Raw genomic sequence first — 23,635 nt, forward strand, 5'->3', positions numbered from 1 at the left:
ATTTTTTAGAGCATTCCCTTTGTTGATGGTAAAATCATCTTCTCCGTGTCACGTTTTACCGCTACTTTTATTGCTTTTGCAAAAGCTTTAAAAATGGCTTCAATCTTGTGATGTTCGTTAGTTCCTTCCGCCTTGATGTTGATGTTGGCTTTAGCACCATCTGAGAATGATTTGAAGAAATGATAGAACATCTCCGTTGGCATTTTTCCTACCATCTCCCGTTTGAATTCGGTTTCCCAAATCAGCCAATTTCGACCTCCAAAATCGATAGCCACTTGTGCTAAACAGTCGTCCATTGGCAAACAAAAACCGTAGCGTTCGATACCTAATTTATTTCCTAATGCTTTTGCAAAAACTTCACCCAAAGCAATCGCTGTATCTTCAATCGTGTGATGTTCGTCAACTTCCAAATCACCTTTTACAAGAACTTCCAAGTCCATTTGTCCGTGACGTGCGATTTGGTCCAGCATGTGGTCAAAAAAAGCAATTCCTGTTTCGATTTTGCTTTTTCCGGTTCCGTCAAGGTTCAACTTGATATAAATATCCGTTTCGTTTGTTTTTCTCTCAATCGAAGCAGAACGTTCCTCTAATTTCAAAAACTCATAAATTACTTTCCAATCTGTAGTTTGTAAAGCAATAACGGAGTCGAGCTCTTCTCTTTTTGAAGCAATTTCGTCGCCTCCTAAAGCTTCGTCTGTATTGATAAAAATAGCTTTTGAACCCAAATTTTTTGCCAATTCAACATCAGTTATTCTGTCTCCTATTACGAATGAATTTGCTAAATCATACTCGGGATTATCAATATATTTTGTCAATAAACCTGTTGCAGGTTTGCGTGTCGGTGCATTTTCGTGCGGAAATGTTTTGTCAATTAATACTTCTTTGAAAACAACTCCTTCATTTTCAAATGCTTTCATAATTAAATTATGAACGGGCCAAAAGTTGATTTCAGGATGAGAATCAGTTCCCAAACCATCTTGATTCGTAACCATTACTAGTTCAAAATCTAGTTCCAAGGCGATTTTTCCAAGGAATTGAAACGCTTTAGGATAAAATTCTAATTTTTCGAAACTGTCTAATTGGTAATTATTTGGTTCTAAAACCATTGTTCCATCACGATCTATAAAAAGTATTTTTTTCATTATATAATTATTTAAACTAAGCGCTTAGGCTTTGTAATGCTGCTATTAATTTTTTATTCTCTATTTCGGTTCCAATGGTTAAACGCAAACAATTGTTGCATAACGGTTGGGTTGTTCTGTTTCTAATGACGATTCCTTTTGCAATCAATTCATCATATCTTTTATTGGCATCATCCACTTTTATCAAAATAAAATTGGCCTCAGTTGGATAGATTTTTTTAGCAAAATTTACATTAAGTAATACTTTAAGTAAATCTTCTCTTTGCGCTATTATAGATTCAATTTCAAATTTTATTTTTTCTGAATTATCTAATCTGTCCAAAGCTCTTTTTTGAGTCAATTCATTTACATTATACGGCGGTTTTATTTTATTCAAAACCGAAATTACCTCCGCAGATGCATAACAAATACCCAATCTAATTCCTGCCAAACCATACGCTTTTGATAGTGTTTGAGTAATGGCCAAATTTGGATATTCATCTAATTCATTGATCCAGCTTTCTTTTTTTGAAAAGTCAATATACGCTTCATCAATCACAACCAAACCATTGAAGTTTTTCAATAAATAAGCTACGCTTTCATCCGAAAATGAATTCCCGGTTGGATTATTCGGCGAACACAAAAAGATGATTTTAGTGTTTTCATTAACAGCTTCCATGATTTTCTCAATTTGCGGTTGAAAATCGGAAGAAAGCAATACTTCCTTATTTTCTACTGCATTGATATTGGCCAAAACACCATACATTCCGTAGGTTGGCGGTAAAGTGATTACGTTATCTGTTTTTGGTTCACAAAAAGCTCTGAATAATAAATCCAACACTTCATCACTTCCGTTACCCAATAAAATTTGATTCGTTTTGACATTTTTTTGTTTTGCCAAAATTCCTTTTACACTCATTTGTTGAGGATCCGGATACCGATTTACACCATTTTCAAACGGATTTTCATTGGCATCCAAAAAAATCATATCTGCGGTATCAAAATCCTCAAATTCATCGCGTGCCGAAGAATATGGTTTTAATTGCTTTACGTTTTCTCTGACTAAATTATTTATATTAAAATTATTTCTCATTTTCAATCGCTTTTAATCGTAATGTAACTGCATTTTTGTGTGCTTGCAAACCTTCCGCTTCTGCCATGATTTCGATAGCTTTACCGATGTTTTGTATTCCTTTTTTAGTTATTTTTTGAAAAGTCATTGCTTTAGTAAAACTATCCAGATTTACACCGCTATAATTTTTTGCATAACCGTTGGTTGGCAAGGTATGATTGGTTCCTGATGCATAATCACCGGCACTTTCAGGGGTATAATTTCCTATAAAAATGGAACCGGCATTATGAACACCGTTACTGTAAAAATCATCAAATTCAGAACAAATGATAAAATGTTCTGGGCCATATTCATTGATTAATTCAAGAGCAATGGTATCATTTTCCACAAAAATCAATTTAGAATTAGCAATGGCTTTTTCAGCAATATTTTTTCTTGGAAGTAAATCCATTTGAATTTGGATTTCTGTTTCTACAGCATCAATTAATTTTTTTGATGTTGAAACCAAAATAACTTGGCTATCCGCTCCGTGTTCTGCTTGTGATAATAAATCAGATGCTACAAAAGCTGGAACAGCGGTATCATCAGCCACAATCAACAATTCGGATGGGCCGGCAGGCATATCGATTGCCACGCCAAATTGCGTTGCCAATTGTTTAGCAACAGTTACAAATTGATTTCCGGGTCCAAATATTTTATACACTTTAGGAATCGTTTCCGTTCCAAAAGTCATTGCTGCAATAGCTTGAATTCCTCCTACTTTCAAAATTTTAGTTACGCCACATAAATTTGCAGCATATAAAATAGCTGGATTTATATTTCCGCTTTTATCGGGAGGAGAACACAAAACAATTTCGTTACAGCCTGCAATTTTTGCAGGCACAGCAAGCATTAACACTGTCGAAAATAATGGAGCTGTTCCACCGGGAATGTACAAACCAATTTTTTGGATTGGTCTTTTTTCCTGCCAACAATTTACTCCTTCAATAGTTTCTACTACTACTCTATTTGTTTTTTGAGCAGAATGGAATTTTTTTATATTTGTCTTTGCCAGTTGAATAGCCTCTTTTAATTCGGAAGAAATGGATGCAATAGCCATTTCAATTTCAGCTTTAGAAACCTCTAACTTTTCGATTGATGCACCGTCAAAAAGCGACGTGTATTTTGCAACAGCAAGATCACCTTTCTTTTGTACTTCCTTGAAAATTTCTTTTACTGTTGCTTCAATATCATCAACAGTTTTAGTAGGTCTCTCTAAAATAGAAGACCAAGTTTCTGGTTTTGGATTGTATATTTTATTCATTGTGTTGTTTTTAACCGCAAAGTTCACAAAGGTTTCGCAAAGTTCGCAAGGAATTCTTAAATAGAATACGTTATAATTTAAAACTTTTAAAGCACCATTTTCTCAATTGGACAAACTAAAATTCCTTCGGCTCCAGCATCTTTTAATTGATCAATAACATCCCAAAAACGATCTTCTTCAATAACAGTGTGTACACTGGACCAACCTTCTTGTGCAAGAGGCATTACAGTTGGACTTTTCAATACAGGTAAAATTTGATTGATAAGCTCGATTTTATCATTTGGTACATTCATCAAAATATATTTTGATTTACGTGCTCTTAAAACGGATTGGATTCTGAATTGTAATTTGTCTAAAATAGCTTTATTTTCAATTGTTATTTTTGGAGAAACAGCCAAAACTGCTTCACTTTTAAAAATAACTTCTACTTCTTTCAAATTATTTTTAAACAAAGTACTTCCGCTAGAAACAATATCTACTATAGCATCGGCAAGACCAATATTTGGAGCAATTTCCACCGAACCTGAAATTTGGTGTAAATCAACAGTTACATTTTTAGAATTAAAAAAATCTAAAACAGTATTTGGATATGAAGTGGCAATTCGCAATCCATCCAAATCTTTTACCGAATTGTATTCGAAATTTTTAGGCACCGCTACAGAAACTTTACACTTAGAAAAACCTAATTTTTCCGCAACTTCAATATTTTTTCCTTTTTCAACCAAAAGATTATCGCCAACAATCGCAGCATCCACGACTCCATCAATTAAGTATTGAGGAATATCGGAGTTTCTTAAATACAACACTTCTAACGGGAAATTGGAAGCTGATGCTTTAAGTTGGTCATTTCCATTGTTTATAGAAATTCCACAATCTTTTAGAATTTGAATACTGTCTTCGTTTAAACGTCCTGATTTTTGAATTGCAATTTTTAGTGTACTCATTTTTTGTTTAGTTTTTGTTTTTGTTTAGAATATTATGATTGAGTACAAATTTCAGGCAATAAAAAACCCGCTTGATGTACTCAAACGGGTTTTTAGATTATGATGATTTACACACATAACATTAACACATCGCCTGAGAGCAATAATGAAAATGATGGTGATGTAATTTATTTGTTAACATGTTTTATGTAATTGTATTTATCTTAAATTCTTTTGCAAATATAAGAGATAAATGATTTACAATCCAATTTTTAATTTAACTTAAAGATATCTTATTGTTAAATTAATACTATCTATCATATTCCTTTGGCTCCGATGTTTTTAAATCTGGAACTTGTTTTTCTGAATCAATACTATTCTTAACAGCTGAATCGATGCTTTCTTCTCTAATTTCAGTGTGTCGAATTTCACCTCCTGAAGTTCCAACTAAAGTTGTTAAATAGACACTCACAATTGCCACAATAACAGCTGCAAACGAAATAAATATAGCCTTTGAATGATTTTTTATATTTAAAATTAAACCTAAAATTGAAATCGCTCCAAGCAAATACAATACAATTGCTAACTTTTCTGCTATTTCTTCATGCTCATGAATTATTCTTTTCCCAATATTAGGCATATCTTCAACCATTTCCTCTGCTCCTTCACCAGTAGCCATACTTGCAAGTGCAAAAAGTGCAGCAACAATAAATAAAGCATAAGCGGTATTTATTACCGAATTGTTCTTTAAAATTATTCCGGCTATTAAAACTCCTAATCCCAAAATTGTTCCAATAATTGGAAAATGGTTGACTACCATGTGTAAATGCGCATCATTCATATTTTTTTTATTTATAGTTTAATATTGCAAAGCTAAATTATTTGACTAATTATTTTTATCCTGCTAATGAAATGTCTCTGTTTACAACTGATATTTTAGATTGTTAAGTCTATTTTTCGTGTTTACTTTGTATATAAATTCTATTTATCAGTATTTTTGTACACTATTCATTTCACTAATTTAAAGATTTTAATTTTAAAAATTATTCCGTTCAGATTATAAATCTAACATTTTATTCCTCTAAATTTTTCATTTTCATCAAAAGAGAATAAGAACCTTTTATAACAATATTTACGTCTTTTAAATTTTCATTGGAAACAATTTCTACATATCCATTTTCTGATATTCCAGTTGTGATTTCTTTCATTTCAAATTGCTTGTCTCCTTTGGATATAAAAATATAATCCTTGTTTTCATAATTCACAATAGCCTCTGACGGCAAAACATTGGATTGCTGACTTTTTAATTTTATTTCGGCATTCATGTACATTCCCGGTAATAGTGTTTTATCGTAGTTAGCAAAATGGCAATGCATTTCTGTACTTCGGTCTTCAGAAAAATCTTTTCCTATTAAAATAATTTCGCAGGAATATTTTTTTTCTGGATTAGTGTTATTATACGCTATAACTGACTGGCCAATTGCCATTTTGTTAATGTCTTTTTCGAATACGGTTAGTGCCAAATGAATATCCGAAGGATTTACAATCTCGAATAAAATATCGCTTGGATTTACATATTTTCCAGTATTTACATTGACTTTAGATACATAACCGCTTATTGGCGAATAAATATTGATGTTTTTTGAAATGGATTTTACAGACACATTATTTGGATTTATTCCTGCGAATTTTAATTTTTCTCCATACGATTGTACCATAACAGATAGGGAGTTGTATTCAGCCTGTGCTTGTTGATATACTTTGTCGCTACTCGCTTTACTTCTGTTGAGTTCTTTTTGTCTCTCGAATTCGGCTTTGGCGTACCCTATTTTTGCTTTCGCCAAAAGGTAATCTTCTTGTAATTGAATATACTGTTGGTCTTCAACAACGCACAAAACTTGTCCTTTAGTAACATACATACCTTCCAAAAGTTTGGTATGTTTTAAATATCCACCCATTGGCACACTTATGGACACTAAATTTTGAGGTGGCACATCTATTTTTCCATTTAATTTTAATAGTGATGAAATCTCCTTTTGCTCGATTTTCCCTGTTTCAATACCTGCATTTTTCATTTGTGCATCGGTAAGTGTTGTTGTGTTTTCAATAGCTGGAGTAGCTTCGGGATCAATTTCTGCATTTTTATTACCACACGAGTATAGAAAAAATAACCCTATTAAAGTAATGACTGTATTTTTCATTTATTTTGATATTAAATTTCCTAATTTAAGAATTGTTTCATTGAATTTTCTAACTGTTTCAATGTAGTTACTTTGAATTTCTGTATTTTGATTTATCAACATTACCCACTCTAGATAATTGATGTCACCATTAATAAATTTATCATTAGCGGCTTTATTTACCAAATCCACATTTTTCAAGGCCTGATTTTCGTAATAAGCAATAGTTTCTTGGTTTTTTTTTGATTCTTGAATTAATTCCTTGTACTGACTTTGCAATTTTAATTTTTCATTAGTCAAATTATTTTCTGCAATTTGACTGTTGATTTCTAATGCCTTTTGTCTGTTTTTTATGTTTGAATTAAAAAGTGGCAGCGCCACTCCAAATTGTCCGTAAACACCATTATAGCCGTCTTGAAACGCAGTATTTGTTTTGAATGTCTGCCAATAAACACCACATATTAATTCGGGTAATTTTTTAGATTTTTCAAGTGAAATTTCTGCTTTATTACTATTTACTTCTTGCTCAAATAATTTTATACTGGGTTGATTAGCAATTAGATTTTCATCTAACGTTTCATTAAAATCCAATTTGTATTTATCTGAAACTGGGGTAAAGACTTTACCTGTATTAAGGACATACTTGAATTGCAATTGTGTCATTTTATAATCACTTTGTAATTCCAGAAGCTGAATTTTTATTTGTCCTGATTGATTTTCGGCAGTTGCTTTTTCTAATATATTGCTTTCACCTTTGTCAAATCGAAGGGTTGATTTTCTTAAAAATTCGGAATAGATACTATCACTTTTCAGCAACAATTTTTCCTTTTCTTTTAGATAAATCATTTCGTAAAACACTTTTGTCACTTCTCTGGTTAGTTCCTTTCTTTGTAAAGCTTCGTTCCATTCGCCAGTTTTAGATTCTTCAATTAACCGTTGTCTCTGTCTTTTGTAAACCGTTGGAAATTTAATAGTTTGTGAAATACCTATTTTTATATCATTTGCATTACTGTTAAACTGACCGTATTCACCAATAATTCCCGTGTTGGAAATATCGTAGCCCGTCTTTGTCATCTTTTGTAAATATTCAGAATTCAGTTTTCCGTTTTTTATTTTTTTATTATTTTGCAATGCGGTTTCAATGGCTTTCTCAATTGAAATTTTTTCTTGTGCATTTGTATTTTGAAAAGAAAAAAATAGTCCCAATACAATTATTGTTGTAACTGATTTTATTATTTTTGGTTTTAATTTAATTCCTTTTTCGAACAAAATGTATAAAATTGGTAAAACAAATAAGGTCAACAAAGTGGCAATCAATAGCCCTCCAATTACAACTGTTGCCAATGGTTTTTGTACTTCGGCACCTGAACCATTGCTTAATGCCATGGGTAAAAATCCTAATGATGCAACAAATGCAGTCATTAAAACAGGACGTAAACGTATTTTAGTTCCTTGCAAAACAATCACTTTAAAATCAGTTTCACCTGATTTCCGAATACTGTTAAATTCAGCAATTAACACCAAGCCATTTAGAACTGCTACACCAAATAAGGCTATAAAACCAACTCCGGCACTGATGCTAAAAGGCATTCCCCGCAACGCTAAAAAGAAAATACCTCCGATTGCAGAAAGTGGAATAGCGGAATAAATCAATAGTCCTTGTTTCAAGGAATTGAATGCAAAATAGAGCAAAATAAATATTAATAATAATGAAACTGGAACAGCAATAATTAAACGGTTTTTGGCTTCATTTAAGTTTTTAAAAGCACCGCCATAAGTCGAATAGTAACCCGCAGGAAATGTTATTTTGGTTTCGACTTTACCTTGTAATTCTTTTACAATACTTTGTACATCGCGGCCTCGAACATTAAAGCCAATAACAATTCTACGTTTGGCATCTTCTCTTTGTATTTGATTTGGCCCTTCGGTTATTTCAACTTTTGCCAATTGTGATAACGGAATTTGCAAACCATTTGGTGTTGGAATTAATAAATTTTGAACATCTGCCAAATCCTGACGTTTTTCGCCTTCCAGACGAACTACTAAATCAAATCTTTTTTCGCCTTCGTAAACGACTCCTGTGCTTTGTCCTGCAAATGCTGTATTTACTATTCGATTAATATCTTCAATGTTCAATCCATATTGCGCTATAGCTGCCCGATTGTAGTCAATTACTATTTGAGGCATTCCAGTAACAGTTTCTATATAAAGATCAGAAGTGCCTTCTACTGTATTCACAATTTTCCCCAGTTTATTAGCATACAAAGCTAATGTGTCTAAATTTTCTCCAAATATTTTACAAACTACATCTTGTCTTGCGCCAGTCATCAATTCATTAAAACGCATTTGCACCGGATATTGAAAACCGTATGAAACACCAGGGACAGCTTCTAATTCTTTTGCCATTTTTTCTGATAATTCGTCAAAAGTTTTGGCAGAAGTCCATTCGCTTTTGTCCTTTAAAATAATCATCATATCGCTGGCATCAATTGGCATTGGATCGGTTGGTACTTCACTGCTTCCAGTTTTACCTACAATTTTCTCCACTTCGGGGAATTTTTCTATTAGTATTTTTGCACCCTGCGAAATGGCTGTCATCGAAGTTTGTAGATTACTTCCCGGCAAAACCCTTGTTTCTACAGCGAAATCACCTTCTTCTAATGAGGGCATAAATTCGCCACCCATAAACGAAAGTGTAATCAGCGCCAAAACAAATAATCCCAAAGTTGTAGCAATAATTGTTCGAGGAATTCCTAATGCTTTATTTAAAAGTGGTTGATATAAATTTTCTAATTTTTCCATCATTCTATCTGAGTAAGTTTTTTTGTGGGATATGTTTTTATTCAAAAACAAAGCAGTCATCATAGGAACATAAGTCAGCGACAATATAAAAGCGCCAAATAGTGCAAATGCTATCGTTTGTGCCATAGGCAAAAACATTTTTCCTTCAATACCTCGCAAAGTAAAAATTGGAATGTATACTATCAAAATAATCAGTTCCCCAAAAACGGATACATTACGCATTTTTACAGACGTATTCAATACGGTGTTATCCATTTCTTGCTGTGAGATTTGAGAAGTTTTCCTGCTGTGTAAACTAAACAAACAGGCTTCTACAATAATAACGGCTCCATCTACAATCAATCCAAAATCCAATGCTCCTAAACTCATTAAATTACCGCTCACACCAAATATATTCATCAGTATCACAGCGATTAACATTGCCATTGGTATAACCGATGCTACGATTAAACCTGCTCTTACATTTCCTAAAAAGAAAATAAGTACAAAAAGAACTATTAACGCCCCTTCCAATAAGTTTTTTTCTACTGTTGAGATGGAATTATTTACCATTTTTGTTCGGTCTAAAAACGGTTCTACAATAACGCCTTCGGGCAACGTTTTTTGTATTTGCTCAATACGTTTTTTAATTTTTTTGATTACGACGTTACTGTTTGCTCCTTTTAACATCATCACCACTGCACCTGAGACTTCACCAGTTTGTGCTCCTTTTTTATTAAAAGTCATTGCTCCGTAACGGATAGCATTCCCAATTCGAACATCAGCTACATCACGGATAAATAAGGGACTGCCGTTACTGGTATTTTTAATAGAAATCTCTTTTATATTTTCGATTGTATTAATCAATCCTTCACTTCGGATGTATAAAACTTTTGGACCTTTTTCGATATAAGCACCACCTGTGTTTTGATTGTTTTTTTCTAAAGCAGTAAAAACATCAGCAATCGTAATATTATACGATTGTAGTTTATTGGGGTCAATGGCAATTTCAAATTGTTTTAATTTTCCACCGAAACTACTCACTTCTGCAACACCTTCAACGCTTAATAATTGACGGCGAACAATCCAATCCTGAATGGTTCTCAGCTCGGTTATATCGTATTTTTTTTCATAACCAGGTTTCGCCCGAACAGTATATTGGTAAATTTCGCCCAGTCCAGTGGTTACTGGCGCAAGAAATGGATTACCGATTCCTTTTGGAATTTGGTCTTTGACAGCACTAAGCCTTTCTGCTACTTGTTGTCTTGCCCAATAAACATCTGTTGCATCATCAAAAACAATCGTTACCACAGATAAACCGAAACGAGAAAAACTACGAATTTCTTTCAGCCCAGGAATATTACTGTTGGTTTGTTCTATTGGAAATGTAATTAGTCGTTCAATATCAGTTGCCCCTAATGATGGTGCTGATGTGATTATTTGAACTTGATTATCCGTAATATCAGGAACTGCATCGATAGGTAATTTGGTGAATTGATAACTTCCATATCCTATAAGCGCAACAATAAAAAGACCAACGATGAGCTTATTTTTGATTGAAAACTCAATTATTTTATTCAACATAATTTATAATTATTAATTATTTTTCTAAGAATATGCTGCAATACAAATAGTCATCAATGTATATAAGTGATGAATTGTAAAAAAGCGCTAAAAATAATCAACAATGTTTTGGAGGTCTCCAAATAGATAGTAGAACTCTTGAAGAAAAATAATTTTGTAAAAAAGCTATTTTTTGTGGTTCTTTAAAATAATAGTTAGGAATAAATTTGAATAATTTTATTTCTAAGTTTATTGCTAAATTTTGATGAAGCGAAAAGTCCGAATGATTATGGAAAGGTAAATCTCCATGTTCATCATGATTCTCATTATGATGGTTATTTAAATAATGATCCGCTAAAAAATGGATTAGATTAACGTCTGTATGATTATGACTGTGCTTAATAAAATGTGAAACCAAGATTGGTAATCGTAAACTATCCTCAACAACAAAAGGAATCGTTAGTTGCAGGCAAATAATTAAAGCTAATATATTTTTTAAAAATTTCACGAAACAAATATAAGTGTTTTTAGATTTTATTTTAAATGATATACTTAAGAATTGATGCATTAGGTTCCTTGTTTTAAAGAAAATTAAATAACCTGGTGACTTTTGTAAAATATTAAATTCATAACTTTATGATCGTGTAGAACAATTAAATAAAGTATAAATGTAAAACATAAATTTAAGGATTTACTTAAGAATTACTTAAGGTCTGTTTCAAATAAACTTAATACCACTCGTGTTCCTATGTTTTCTTCACTGATAATTGTAATATCAATATTAAGCAACGAACAGAGTCTTTTTACAATAGACAAACCCAATCCGGTTCCTTTTATTTCAGGGTGCGCATTCGATTGTGAACGATAAAATTGATTGAAAATATTCTCTAAGTCCTCTTTTGGGATTCCAATTCCTGTATCAATGATGTGACATTCAATTTTAGAGTTTATACTTTTTATATTGACAGTTAAATTCCCATTTTGATTTGAATATTTCAACGCATTAGAAATCAAATTATTGACAATGATTAAAAATAGATAACTATCTGTTTCTATGTAGTAATCTCCAGAAAATTTTGTAGTGATATTAATGTTTTTAGACTGTATCGCAGTAGAGTTTCTGGCAATAGTATCTAAAAATATAGCGTTCAAATAGACTTTTTCTATTTTTAAACTTTGTTTTTGATTTTCAAATCGGGCCAATAAAAGCAACTGATCGACCAAATGATTCAACCGATTGACTTCTGTAACACAAAAATTAATTTTTTCTTCATATTCAGCAGGATTTCGAGGTTTTCGAATCAAAACTTCCAATGTTCCTTTGATAACCGTTAAAGGCGTTCTTAATTCATGCGATGCATCCGAAGTAAATTGTTTTTCTCTTTCGATAGCGGTTTCAATTCGGTCTAATAAATTATTTATGGTTTGAGACAAAATATACAATTCGTCACGGTTTTGTGGTAATGGAATCCTAGATATAAGATTATCTTTAGTAATAATATTAGAAGTGGTGATTATAGAACTAATTGGTTTTATGCTCCTTCCGGCAATAAATCGTGCAATAAAGAAAAGTACTATCAGAATTAAAGGATAAACAATAAGCAACACCTCAAATAAATTATTAAGCACCATTGTAGCATCCTCTAAGGACATTGCAATTATGATATACCCAATAATTTTTGTTTTTTGATAAATAGGAACCTGAATTTGTCGAATAGAGTTATCGGCTAATTTTGTATCAAAGAACTTGTTCTCCCCTTTTTTTTCATTAAAGAGGAGAGAAGATTTTTTGAGATTAGGCGATTTTTCAATCACATTTCTATTTTGATCCACAAACTGAATAAATACAGGATTTACATCCAGCGTATTGTGTTCCCGTTCTTTCCATTCCTCTTTATGAATCAAATGAAAACTATTGCCTACAATTTCAATTTCGGATAGATGTTTCTCAACTTCACTGGTAATATCATTATTCACATGGCTGTAAACACTGAATTTAATAATAGAATAGATGATAAAGAAAACTACAAAAATCAATAAAGCTGTAGTCACTATATAATGGGAGGCAATTCTATTTTTAAAGGAAAGTTGTTGCATTTTTATTTAGTCATTAGCAATGTAACCTACACCGCGAACTGTTTTTATATAGTCTTGTTCAATTTTTAAATTTAATTTTTTACGAATCGCATTCATAAAAACATCAATCACACCTGTATCATATTCAAAATGAATGTCCCAAACATCCTCGATAATTTGGGTTCTGTTGCATACTTTGCCTTTATTTTTAACCAAATACGTCAATAAATCAAATTCACGTTGAGTCAAATTTACTTCAGTATCACTTACGAAAACACTATGCTTGGCAATGTCAATTTCTATAGTTCCAAGTTTTAGAATTTGATTTTCATTTTGGTTTCTAAAATGAATTTTGATGCGTTCCAGTAATTCATCAAAACTAAATGGTTTTTTGATATAATCATTGGCACCCGCTTTTAAACCTTCAATTGTTTCTTGCACCGTATCTTTGGCCGTCAAAAATAAGATTGGTGTATGACTATTTTTCAACCGAATGGATTTACAAAGTTCCAGTCCTGTTATTTTTGGCAACATCCAATCTAATAAAATCAGATCGAAATTGTTCTTTTGAGTTAGTTCAAATCCTTTTAAACCATCCGAAGCACTTGTGATTGTATAGCCTTCTTCTTCTAATCCTTGCTGAAGAAATTGAACAATACCAGCTTCATCTTCCACGATTAATATGTGCATGATTGTATAAATTTAGGCTTTTACTGCATTACAAATTTAAAGGCAATTGTACCAATATTAGCATTTAGATTGTCACTTCTTTCATAATGATTGAATCTAAAATCAATATTTTTCAAACCAAATTTCCAAATTTTTGCACCTGTAAAAATATCGGTATAATTGATTCCAAAACCATATTGATTCGCATCAAATGTAGCCAAATCAGCATCAGAGGTATAATATCTTTCTGTTGAAAAATGGGTTTCATAAGGGGCATAATATTTTGAAGCCGTTTGGGTGTAATAACGATACATTGGAAAAACGGTAAACCTATCAGATAATTTTATTGGAAGTTCAATCATTGCGGTATGCGATTGAATATCCCAATTATCGGAATAAAAACGATAATACGTTCGCAATATAAATCGCTCATTTATATAATAATTCAAACGCGCTCCAACAGGAATTTTAAATCGGGAATCCGGTAGTCTTTCGATATCATCAGCCAGTTTATAAACTCCGGTATTAGTAGAACTTTCGTAAGTATTAATGTATTGTGCTTGACCGATATAATAATTAGCTTTATCCGAAAAATAAATTCGGTGATACGGTGAAGACAATAATCCTTGTTGCTGTAAAATATCGAAGAAGATTGAAAATTGTATTTTTTTGGTTAAAACCTGAGAGAAACCAACAGAAGCCGAATAAGAGTTTCTATTTACGACACTTACCGTTTGAAATGCTGAAGGCAAATAATTTGTTGTGGCTTGCCCATTTTGATCCAAAACCGATACGCCATTAAAATAGCCTTGATTTAAAAAATTAGCCCCATATTTTGAATATTCGTGAAGCTCTGTTGGATAAATTGGTCTCCATTGATCAAGATACACATTTGCTTTCAAACTTAATTCGGTGTTTTTTTCATTAAAAAGAGTCGCAATTCCTCCTCCAAAACCAACCGAAGTATAGTCATACTCATTTGAAAAAGAAAGATCAGTATTCCAAATAAAATTTCTGGAATCGCTGCTATGGCTGTAATTAGCAACAATTGAAGCTAATTGATCACTTTTGGAAGCTCCTGATGAAGCTTGCCAAGCAGTTCCACTAGGTCCATTCCCATTAGGACTGCCTGAACTGGAAGCTCCAGTTGAATTAAACGGGTTGATATTGCTTGATGATGCTGATGAATAGGCTGATATTCCCAAATCAATGGTTAAAACATCATCATCATTTAAAGGCATTGCTACAACGATATTTGAAGCCAAATCTGTTAATTTTTCAGAGCCTATACCTCCTGAAACAGCTGATTTTGAACCGTCCTGATTGTAATAACTGGCTAAAAAATCGACCTCAGTACTTTCTAATACTCGTTTTTTAAATGCTGGCGCAGTTGTTTTGTCTTGTGAAAAGGCAATGCTGCTGATTAATACTAAAAGAAATAAAAATTTTATTTTCATTGTATAGAAATTACTATTTACTATCTAAATTGTTGTTTTGTAAATTAGTTGCAACCACAACCACCACCTGATTTACCACCATTGGCTCCAGCAGCTGCTTCACGATATACTTGAAAAGAAGTTTCATATCGCTCTGCTGTTCTTGCGGTTAGTTTCATGTCAGGATCATTTATTTTTTCTTTTTCGTATTCTTTTACTGAACTACACGATTGTAAAATCAGCATTACAAAAAACAAAACCGTTATAGTCTTTATCATTTTGAATGTCTTTTATTAATTATATTTTTTTATATCAATTCCTTTTGACGAATGGATTTTACCTTTATCATCAACAATAATACATTCAATCCCTTTGAGTTGATTGACTAAATCCAGCCCTACTTCTACCCCGAGAACAAAAATCCCCGTAGCCAAAGCATCAGCTACTTCCGTTTGCTTTGCAAAAACAGATACACTCACCACGCCAATTGCTGGATAACCCGTTCTGGGATCTATAATATGAGAGTAGCGAATTCCATTAAAAATAACATACTTTTCATAACTTCCGGAAGTTTCTACAGCACTGTCTTCTAATGGAAATGTGGCAAAAATTTTATTTTTATTCAAAGGATTTACAATTCCCACATTCCAAGGTTTCCCATCGGGTTGTTTTCCCCAAGCATTAATATCTCCGGAAACATTTACAATTCCTGAACTACATCCTTTTGAAACCAATAAATCTTTCACTTTATCAGCAATATAGCCTTGACCAATTCCGCCCAAACCTAATTTCATTCCTTCTAATTTCAGGAAAATGGTTTGTTCTTTCTTGTTTATAATAATATTACTGTATCCAATTTTTACAACTGATTTTTTTATGGCTTCCTCTGTTGGCATCACTTTCATAGAACCGTCAAATTTCCATATTTTGTCCATGGAAGCATACGAAATATCAAATGCACCATCGGTAATTTGGGAAATTTTAATTGCTCTTTCGACCAATTCCAAAACTTCAGTATTCACTTTTACAGGTTTAATTCCTGCATTACGGTTGATTTCTGAAATTTGTGTAGTAGGAATCCAATCTGAAATTAAATTCTCAATACGTTTTACTTCGGCTACAGCCAAATCTATATATTCATTGGATTTTATAGTGTCTTTTGCAACAGCTGTAATCTCAAACGGACTTCCTAACATGGACAACTTTCTCTTATGGGCAATTTGACCAACGGAAATGAAGGTTGTCAATAATAAAAATAGTAAAATTATGCTCTTCATCATTTTTCAAATGAATGGATTAGTTTGATATAATCAGCTGGAGAAAGGTTTTTGAAACCTGTAATTCCTAATACATTTCCAGCTTTATCCAAAAGTAACACTAATGGAAAATTTCCTGATTTATTGTATTTTTCTGCTAATTTTTTATTGATCTCCATCAACTCTGGTGCGAGTTGATTTGCCTTTTTCTTTGGAAAATCAGCTTTATAAATAACCCAATTTTGGTCGGCTTCCTTTTTAAATTCTCCTGATTTCCAAATGATATTTTCTAATTTAATGCATGGAGCGCACCAATCTGATCCTGAAAATACAAGAAGGATGTTTTTATCTTCTGAAAGTGACTGCGCTTTTGCTTCTTGAAAATTGGATTTCCAGTTTTGAGAATATCCTAACGTTCCTATAAAAAGAAACAAGAACATAACCTGTTTTTTCATCTTTTAAATCTGTTTTTAATACTGTAAAAGTATTTATTTCTAGTGAAGTGTAGTTTTCTGATAGTGAAAATTAAGACAGAATTAATTTAACGACTTTTACAGATATACATGATTGTTTATTTATTGGACTAGACAATAACGGTCAAAGTTGTTCCAGATAATGTAGTCTGATATTGTTTTAAATTGGATGGTGCAGGTCCCGAAATTACGGTACCAGTACTTGTAAACTGAGAATTATGCCTTGGACAAACAAATACATTCCCAGAGTTATCATAACCAAGCGTTACACCTTCGTGAGTACAAGAAGACGAAACAGCCAAAAAAGTTCCCGTAGTGGTCCGCGCAATGATAATTCCTTTCATAACTATAAAACCTCCATTTGTTGCCAAAGGTCCTGTGCTGGTATCAACTGTAAAATTACTTGAGGCGGTTGGTGTTGGTGTTGATGAACCAGAACCACCAGTATTAGAATCGTCTGAGCTACAACTCGTAGCTAAACCGGCTATACAAGCAGGCAATAAAACTGTTGCCGCTCCAAATCCTACTCTCGCAAAAAATTCTTTTCTAGTCATGATTATTTTATTTTAGGTTGGTTAATATAACTATATACGCAAAAATAATAGTTATAGTTTTTTTTAGAATTAATAAACAGAACTTGTATGAAGACGCAAAATATTTTCATGACTGTTTTAAAATTTCAACAGTATTTATTAAAATTAATTAAATGTCCTTAATCTAAGATTCTGTTTTCCAATATTAAGCAATTCTTAAAAAATAGCGTTAAAATTATATATACTTTTGTAAATAAAAATTATACTATGAATTTTTCAAAAAAGTTCTCTCCATTTTACAATCTTATGCTTTTTTATATTATTGTAAGTATCGTTTTAAGAATAGTACTGCTATTTCATCCCATTACCCAAAGCTCATTTGGTTTCCTAGAGGTTGTTAAAATATTTGGTTTTGGATTAATCTCTGATTTTTTCATTTTTGTATTAATAAGCGGTTTTTTATGGCTGTATCTAATTTTTATATCCAATTCAAAATACTTGAAACCCTATGGTTATCTCTTTTTCGGGCTATTAGTTGCCTTATTGTTGTATGTTTCATTTGGCAATACAATTCTTAACGAATATGGTGGTGCGCTACCTGCAATTGGAATCGCTTTTATGGCTATAAAAACTATTTTGTTTGGGTTATTGCTTTTTCTTCCAAAATACCGAAACCAAATTAGATTCTGGTTGTTCTCATTTGTCATTTTCTTGTATGTTGTTTTGATTTTGCAAAATGGAATTAGTGAATACTTTTTTTGGAATGAATTTGGTGTAAAATACAACTTCATAGCCGTTAATTATTTGGTTTACACCAATGAAGTAATAGGTAATATCATACAATCGTATCCTGTAATTCCAATATTTACCGCATTATTTGTTGTTGCAGGCTTAATAACATATTTGATCGTAAGACGTTCAAAAACGTACATCGAAAGTATTCCAAATTTTGTACAAAAAATACAGTTATCCGGAATTTATCTTACTTTGTTTGGACTCTCTTTATTAACGATACCCTATTTATCTGCTCAGGAAAACTCACCAAATATTTTTGCAAATGAATTAGAGGCAAATGGAATTTATAAGTTCTTTTTAGCCTTTAAAAATAGTGAATTAGACTATTTCAAATTCTACAAAACACTTGCCGAAAAAGAAGCGTATGCATTATTACGAGAACAAATTCCAGGAATTTCAGGAGAAACTTCTTTACGAAAAATTCAAAGCGATGCAACTGAAAACCATAAGAATGTAGTGTTAATAACTATCGAAAGTTACAGTGCCGATTTTATGAAATTGTACGGCAACGAACAAAATCTAACTCCTTTCTTGGATAGTTTAGCTACAAAAAGTTTGTTGTTTACGAATCTTTACGCTGTTGGGAATAGAACTGTTCGTGGTCTTGAAGCTGTTACTTTGTGTTTCCCTCCCACTGCCGGCGAAAGTGTGGTAAAAAGAGAAGATAATAAAAATAAATTTTCAACTGGAAATGTCTTCAAACAAAAAGGGTATACTGTGAAATACCTTTATGGAGGTGATGCTTTCTTTGATAATATGGAAGATTTTTTCACTGGAAACGGTTATGGTATTGTAGATAAAAAAACATTTACTCCTGAAGAAATTACTTTTGCGAATGTATGGGGCGTTTGTGACGAGGATATGTACAAGAAAGCAATCAAGGTAATGAATGGGGAAGCAAAAGAAAACAAACCCTTTTTTAACCATATTATGACTGTTAGCAATCACAGACCATTCACCTATCCTAATAATAAAATTGATATCCCAGGAGATGCTAAATCACGTGAAGGTGGCGTTAAATATACTGATTTTGCCATGAAGAAATTCTTCGAAATGGCAAGTAAACAACCTTGGTTTGCCAATACTGTTTTTGTGATTATTGCGGATCATTGTGCTTCCAGTGCAGGAAAAACAGAGCTTCCTGTTGATAAATATAGAATTCCGGCAATGATTTACAGTCCGGGTTATATTCAGCCAAAGCATTACACGAATTTGATGTCTCAGATTGATATTATACCTACGTTATTTGGATTGTTGAATTTCAATTATCAAAGTAAATTCTATGGTGAGGACGTTTTAAAATCTGACTATAAACCGAGAGCTTTAATTGCAACATATCAGGATTTAGGGTTGATAAAAGATAATATTTTAACTATTATTTCACCCAAACAGCAAGTGAAGCAATTTCAATTGACATTAAAAAAAGATCAAAAAACAGCACCTGATTTCCAAATCTATTACGACCAAAATCCGCTGATAAAAGAAAGAACTGATTTAGTAAACCAAACTATTTCCTATTACCAAACTGCTTCAGATATGTTGAAGAAAAAGAAATATCAGAAAATTAATTAGCATAAAAAAACGGGTGAGATTGCTATCTCACCCGTTTTTTTATTTTAGATTTAAAAATTATTCTTTATCGTTTACTAAACCAAAAAGGAATCCTTTTTTAAATAATTTGGAATCTTGTTTTAACCCTTTTTTATTGCGTTTGGTAAGCGCCTCTGAATCTAAAGTACTTAAATCGGGTTTCCCTGCATTTACCCAAGCGGTATACCAAAAACTAGCTGTAGCTGTAATTGCTTTTTTCATTTGATTTTCAACCATACCATTCAACTCTTGGTGAAATTTAGTAGCATAATCATCCGAATATAAAACGCCATTGTATTTGTTTTTTACAATGTTTCCAGCCTCATCTACGACATACATTTTATTTTCTGGCGTTGCTGTTCTTAATTTTTTATCAGCCTCCAATAATGGCGCTACTAAGCTATGGGTATCAAAAATAATATCCCAAGCTGCTTGGTCCACATTTTCAATATATTTTCCTTCATCAGCATTTAGTTTATAGTTCTTAACAAACAATTCAGGCAAACGGCTTTCCCATAAAGAATGAATTCCTTTTTGATTGGTATTTTGACCATCATGATTGTCTGAAGTGTGTAAAGGCATGTGTGCATCTCCTATGTAATGCCCAAGTTCTCCAGCAATAAATAGAATTTCGTTTTTTCTTTTCTCTTTGAAAGCTTTAGTTAATTTGCCCATCATTTCTTGAATGTACCAAGGCAATGTCCCATTTTTTGACAAGAATTTCTCATCGTATTTTTTCTTTGCAGCTTCCATAGTTCTAGGTAAACTGTCAATGCTTCCGAAATTCTCCATATCAAAATAATGACGTGGTCCTTCAGCCTTGTCATTCAAAATAGATTTTCTCAAATCCGGAACTGTGGATTCCTGAGTGATGAAATCGATATGATTGTAGAAAAAAGTTTGTAATGGTTTTGGAAGTGCCATTACCGCGGCTCTATTGATTCGTTCATGGCCAACAACACCCCATGATAACAACAAAAAAGCAATTCCAATTGTAGATAGCCCAATAAGTATAGGTCTAATTTTAAAATTTTTCATTATATTTATTTATTAGAACTGCAAATGTATTTTTTTTAAATATAATTCAATGAAATCTGGTTTAAGATTATGTTAATTTAAAGAAATTAATTAAAAATGTTTCGTCACAAAGGAAAAAACAGGACTTTTATTCACAATTTACGTTTAGCAACCTTACTATCATTCGTGGCTGGCATCGTTAATATAACAGGTGTTTTGGCCGTAAAAACATTGACAACTAATATCACAGGACATTTTGCCTATTTTGCTGAGGAATTGATGCTTAACAATTATTCCGCAGCAATAACATTTTTTATTTTTACCCTATTTTTCTTGATTGGAGCTTTTACTTCTAACTTTTTATCGGAATTAGTCTCAAGGAAATATCCTGATTTGTCTCATGTTGTGCCAATTTCTTTGGAGATTTTAGTTTTAACTGGTGTTGCCCTTTTTGGAGTTCCCTCTGATATTTCTATTTTCGAAGGTAAAATAATTGCTTTTTTTATGCTTTTTGCCATGGGAATTCAAAATTCCCTGGTTACAAAAATTTCACAAGCTACAGTCCGAACAACCCATTTAACAGGGCTTTTTACCGATTTAGGAATCGAATTGTCTCAATTATTTTTTTATAAAAAAGAAGATGAAGTAACAAAATTGAAAACGAGCATTTATTTGCGTTTTTCAATCATTTCCTTCTTTTTTATTGGTTGTGTTTCCGGTGGATTTATCTATCAAAAAATGGAATTAAAGACACTTTTAATCGCTTCCTTTTTTCTGTTTATTGCACTTTTTTATGATTATTTGAGACTCACTTTTTTTGCTATCAAGAGAAAGAAATTTAATCATTAACATTGTTTTAAAATTCGTCTCTAATTAAAATACATAATGGTTAACAGTGTTCCAATTGCTATAAATATCCAAAGCAAAAGGCCCTGAAACAACGGTTTTACTCCAACTGATTTCAAAACATTACTATTCAATCCTGCTCCAATTAAAAATAAGGTTAGCGTGAGTCCAATTTTGGCAATTGAAACCAAATATGGGGCAACTATAGCTGTTTGTGAAACATAGGTGTTCATTGCCATTGCTATAATAAATAATCCAATAAAATAGGGTATTTTGATGCTACTGGATTTATTTTTAAAAATTACAGCGGTAAGTAAAACTACTGGAATGATCCATAAGGCTCGGGCTAATTTTACAGTTGTAGCTATTTGCAATGCTTCAAGTCCAAATTTACTGGCTGCACCAACTACAGAACTTGTGTCATGAATAGCAATGGCGCACCATAATCCAAACTCTTTTTGTGATAAATCCAACCAGTGTCCTACAGCCGGGAATAAAAATAAAGCAACCGAATTCAAGATAAATATCACTCCTAAAGCAATGGAAGTTTGCTTTTCATCTGATTTAATTACTGGAGCAATCGCAGCAATCGCACTTCCGCCACAAATTGCGGTTCCACATGAAATCAAATGAGCCGTTTCCTTTTCAATTTTTAGCCATTTCCCTAGAAATTTTCCTAAAATTAAAGTACAAAAAATGGATGCGATAGTAAATAAAAAACCTTCCTTACCTGCCGATAAAGCACTGTTCACATTCATTCCAAAACCTAAACCTACCACAGAAACCTGCAATAGAATATTCGTTGCTTTATGGTTAAGATGTAAAAAAGGATGACCGGAAAGATTCGCTACAATCAGTCCTAGCAATAAAGCAATTGGTGGCGAAACAACAGAGGTCATGCAAAGCAATAGCAGTGCAACAAAAATGATTTGTTGTTGCACTGCACTTATTTTAAAAAATAATGGCACTTGTTTTAGAATTGCTTTTTGATTTAGTTCCATTGTAAAGTAATTGAATTATTACTATACAAAGGTGGATAGATTAATTTGCATTAGCCAATCGCAAAAAACAATCTGCTATAACTTTAAATTATAATGACTCGATATATTTTTTATAAACAATTCTGATAATGCATCAACCTTTCCTTGCAAAGTAATGATATAAAAAAAGCGTTCAATCACAAAATTATCAATATCCAGAATAACCAATTCGTTATTTTTAAGCTCTTTTTTTATAGCATGAATGGAAATAAAAGCAACACAATCAGAATTCATTAAATAGGATTTTATACTTTCCGGGCTGCCCAGCTGCATCTCAATTTTTAATTGCGAAAGATTGATTCCAAAAGGTCTTAAGGCGTGTTCAATAACTTCAAGTGTTCCAGAACCTTGCTCCCGAGTTACAAAGTGAAGGTCTTTCAAATCCTCTAGCGTAACTTGTTCTTTGTTTCTCAAAGGATTACTATTGTTGCAAACCAGCACTAATTCATCTTTTAAAAACTCCGTGTATTTAATAGACTGATTTTTAGATTGCCCTTCTACAATTCCTATTTCAATCTCTTTGTTCAGTAATGCTTTTTCAATTTGTTCCGTATTTCCGTTTAGTAGATTTACTTTAATATCTTCCAATTTTTGATGAAAACGTGCCAAAAGAGGCGGTATAATATATTGAGAAATTGTTGTGCTGGCCCCTAATCGAAGTAATCCTTTTTGTTGATTGATGAGTGCGCTCATGTCAAAATCAATTTCTCGGTAGACTTCAAATATATTTTTAGTGTGTTTAAGCAATACTTCCCCGGCATTGGTAAGGGCAATTTTTGAACCATTTCTTTCGAAAAGTTTGATTTTATATTGTTCTTCCAACTCTTGAATATGCTTAGAAATGGCAGGTTGCGAAATGAATAATTCCGTTGCGGCTTTAGTAAAACTCAATCTGTTGGCAACAGTAAAAAACACTTTTAATCTAAAATCCATGATTTATATTTTATTAAACCGCATTTAA

19 protein-coding genes are annotated in these 23,635 nt (G+C 32.3%); 2 read left to right on the forward strand and 17 right to left on the reverse strand.

The features are described 5' to 3' along the window. Positions 1–5 precede the first annotated feature (5 nt). From hisB to ACM55M_RS15485, 14 genes are all read right to left on the reverse strand, one after another. Positions 6–1,142, reverse strand: a complete 1,137-nt coding sequence (hisB, locus tag ACM55M_RS15420) for a bifunctional histidinol-phosphatase/imidazoleglycerol-phosphate dehydratase HisB (RefSeq protein WP_416858556.1) — start codon at positions 1,140–1,142, stop codon at positions 6–8. A 16-nt stretch (positions 1,143–1,158) separates the two neighbouring features. Next, the gene (gene hisC, locus ACM55M_RS15425) at positions 1,159–2,214 is read right to left on the reverse strand and encodes a histidinol-phosphate transaminase (protein WP_416858557.1); all 1,056 of its coding nucleotides are present in this window, start codon (positions 2,212–2,214) and stop codon (positions 1,159–1,161) included. Then, positions 2,204–3,496, reverse strand: coding sequence for a histidinol dehydrogenase (gene hisD, locus ACM55M_RS15430; protein WP_416858558.1), 1,293 nt, complete (start codon positions 3,494–3,496; stop codon positions 2,204–2,206). The genes hisC and hisD overlap by 11 nt, the downstream gene beginning before the upstream one ends. A gap of 86 nt (positions 3,497–3,582) precedes the next feature. Continuing rightward, on the reverse strand, positions 3,583–4,440 hold the full coding sequence (hisG, locus tag ACM55M_RS15435; RefSeq protein WP_416858559.1) for an ATP phosphoribosyltransferase: 858 nt from the start codon (positions 4,438–4,440) through the stop codon (positions 3,583–3,585). Between the two features lie 289 nt (positions 4,441–4,729). After that, positions 4,730–5,260: a DUF2231 domain-containing protein gene (locus ACM55M_RS15440; protein ID WP_416858560.1), complete on the reverse strand. Its 531-nt coding sequence runs from the start codon at positions 5,258–5,260 to the stop codon at positions 4,730–4,732. Positions 5,261–5,492: 232 nt separating this feature from the next. Further along, the gene (locus tag ACM55M_RS15445; protein WP_416858561.1) at positions 5,493–6,620 is read right to left on the reverse strand and encodes an efflux RND transporter periplasmic adaptor subunit; all 1,128 of its coding nucleotides are present in this window, start codon (positions 6,618–6,620) and stop codon (positions 5,493–5,495) included. After that, on the reverse strand, positions 6,621–10,964 hold the full coding sequence (locus ACM55M_RS15450) for a CusA/CzcA family heavy metal efflux RND transporter (protein WP_416858562.1): 4,344 nt from the start codon (positions 10,962–10,964) through the stop codon (positions 6,621–6,623). Between the two features lie 681 nt (positions 10,965–11,645). After that, a complete protein-coding gene (locus ACM55M_RS15455) occupies positions 11,646–13,040 on the reverse strand; it encodes a sensor histidine kinase (RefSeq protein WP_416858563.1) in 1,395 nt (464 codons plus the stop codon). A gap of 6 nt (positions 13,041–13,046) precedes the next feature. Next, positions 13,047–13,709, reverse strand: a complete 663-nt coding sequence (locus tag ACM55M_RS15460) for a response regulator transcription factor (RefSeq protein ID WP_416858565.1) — start codon at positions 13,707–13,709, stop codon at positions 13,047–13,049. A gap of 20 nt (positions 13,710–13,729) precedes the next feature. After that, a complete protein-coding gene (locus ACM55M_RS15465) occupies positions 13,730–15,145 on the reverse strand; it encodes a DUF3570 domain-containing protein (RefSeq protein WP_416858566.1) in 1,416 nt (471 codons plus the stop codon). Between the two features lie 44 nt (positions 15,146–15,189). Then, positions 15,190–15,402: a DUF4266 domain-containing protein gene (locus ACM55M_RS15470; RefSeq protein ID WP_099715498.1), complete on the reverse strand. Its 213-nt coding sequence runs from the start codon at positions 15,400–15,402 to the stop codon at positions 15,190–15,192. Between the two features lie 15 nt (positions 15,403–15,417). Further along, positions 15,418–16,401 (reverse strand): FAD:protein FMN transferase, encoded by a 984-nt coding sequence (locus ACM55M_RS15475; RefSeq protein ID WP_416858619.1) that lies wholly within the window; start codon positions 16,399–16,401, stop codon positions 15,418–15,420. Next, positions 16,401–16,835, reverse strand: coding sequence for a thioredoxin family protein (locus tag ACM55M_RS15480; protein ID WP_416858568.1), 435 nt, complete (start codon positions 16,833–16,835; stop codon positions 16,401–16,403). Before ACM55M_RS15480 ends, ACM55M_RS15475 begins: the two co-directional genes overlap by 1 nt. 128 nt (positions 16,836–16,963) lie before the next feature. Further along, positions 16,964–17,407: a QcrA and Rieske domain-containing protein gene (locus ACM55M_RS15485; RefSeq protein WP_416858569.1), complete on the reverse strand. Its 444-nt coding sequence runs from the start codon at positions 17,405–17,407 to the stop codon at positions 16,964–16,966. Between the two features lie 246 nt (positions 17,408–17,653). Between ACM55M_RS15485 and ACM55M_RS15490 the strand changes: the two genes are divergently transcribed. After that, positions 17,654–19,753: an LTA synthase family protein gene (locus tag ACM55M_RS15490; protein ID WP_416858570.1), complete on the forward strand. Its 2,100-nt coding sequence runs from the start codon at positions 17,654–17,656 to the stop codon at positions 19,751–19,753. Between the two features lie 57 nt (positions 19,754–19,810). On the opposite strand, the gene ACM55M_RS15495 is transcribed toward ACM55M_RS15490, so the two are convergent. Continuing rightward, the gene (locus ACM55M_RS15495) at positions 19,811–20,809 is read right to left on the reverse strand and encodes a zinc dependent phospholipase C family protein (RefSeq protein ID WP_416858571.1); all 999 of its coding nucleotides are present in this window, start codon (positions 20,807–20,809) and stop codon (positions 19,811–19,813) included. A 96-nt stretch (positions 20,810–20,905) separates the two neighbouring features. On the opposite strand from ACM55M_RS15495, the gene ACM55M_RS15500 reads away from it, so the two are divergent. Then, on the forward strand, positions 20,906–21,637 hold the full coding sequence (locus ACM55M_RS15500) for a YoaK family protein (RefSeq protein ID WP_416858572.1): 732 nt from the start codon (positions 20,906–20,908) through the stop codon (positions 21,635–21,637). A gap of 20 nt (positions 21,638–21,657) precedes the next feature. Here the strand turns inward: ACM55M_RS15500 and ACM55M_RS15505 are convergent, their stop codons facing one another. Beyond that, on the reverse strand, positions 21,658–22,635 hold the full coding sequence (locus ACM55M_RS15505; RefSeq protein WP_416858573.1) for a YeiH family protein: 978 nt from the start codon (positions 22,633–22,635) through the stop codon (positions 21,658–21,660). A 75-nt stretch (positions 22,636–22,710) separates the two neighbouring features. Continuing rightward, positions 22,711–23,607 (reverse strand): LysR family transcriptional regulator, encoded by an 897-nt coding sequence (locus ACM55M_RS15510; protein WP_416858575.1) that lies wholly within the window; start codon positions 23,605–23,607, stop codon positions 22,711–22,713. Positions 23,608–23,635: the final 28 nt, after the last annotated feature.

This window comes from Flavobacterium galactosi, from assembly GCF_048158585.1.
GTDB classification, from domain to species: Bacteria; Bacteroidota; Bacteroidia; order Flavobacteriales; family Flavobacteriaceae; genus Flavobacterium; species Flavobacterium galactosi.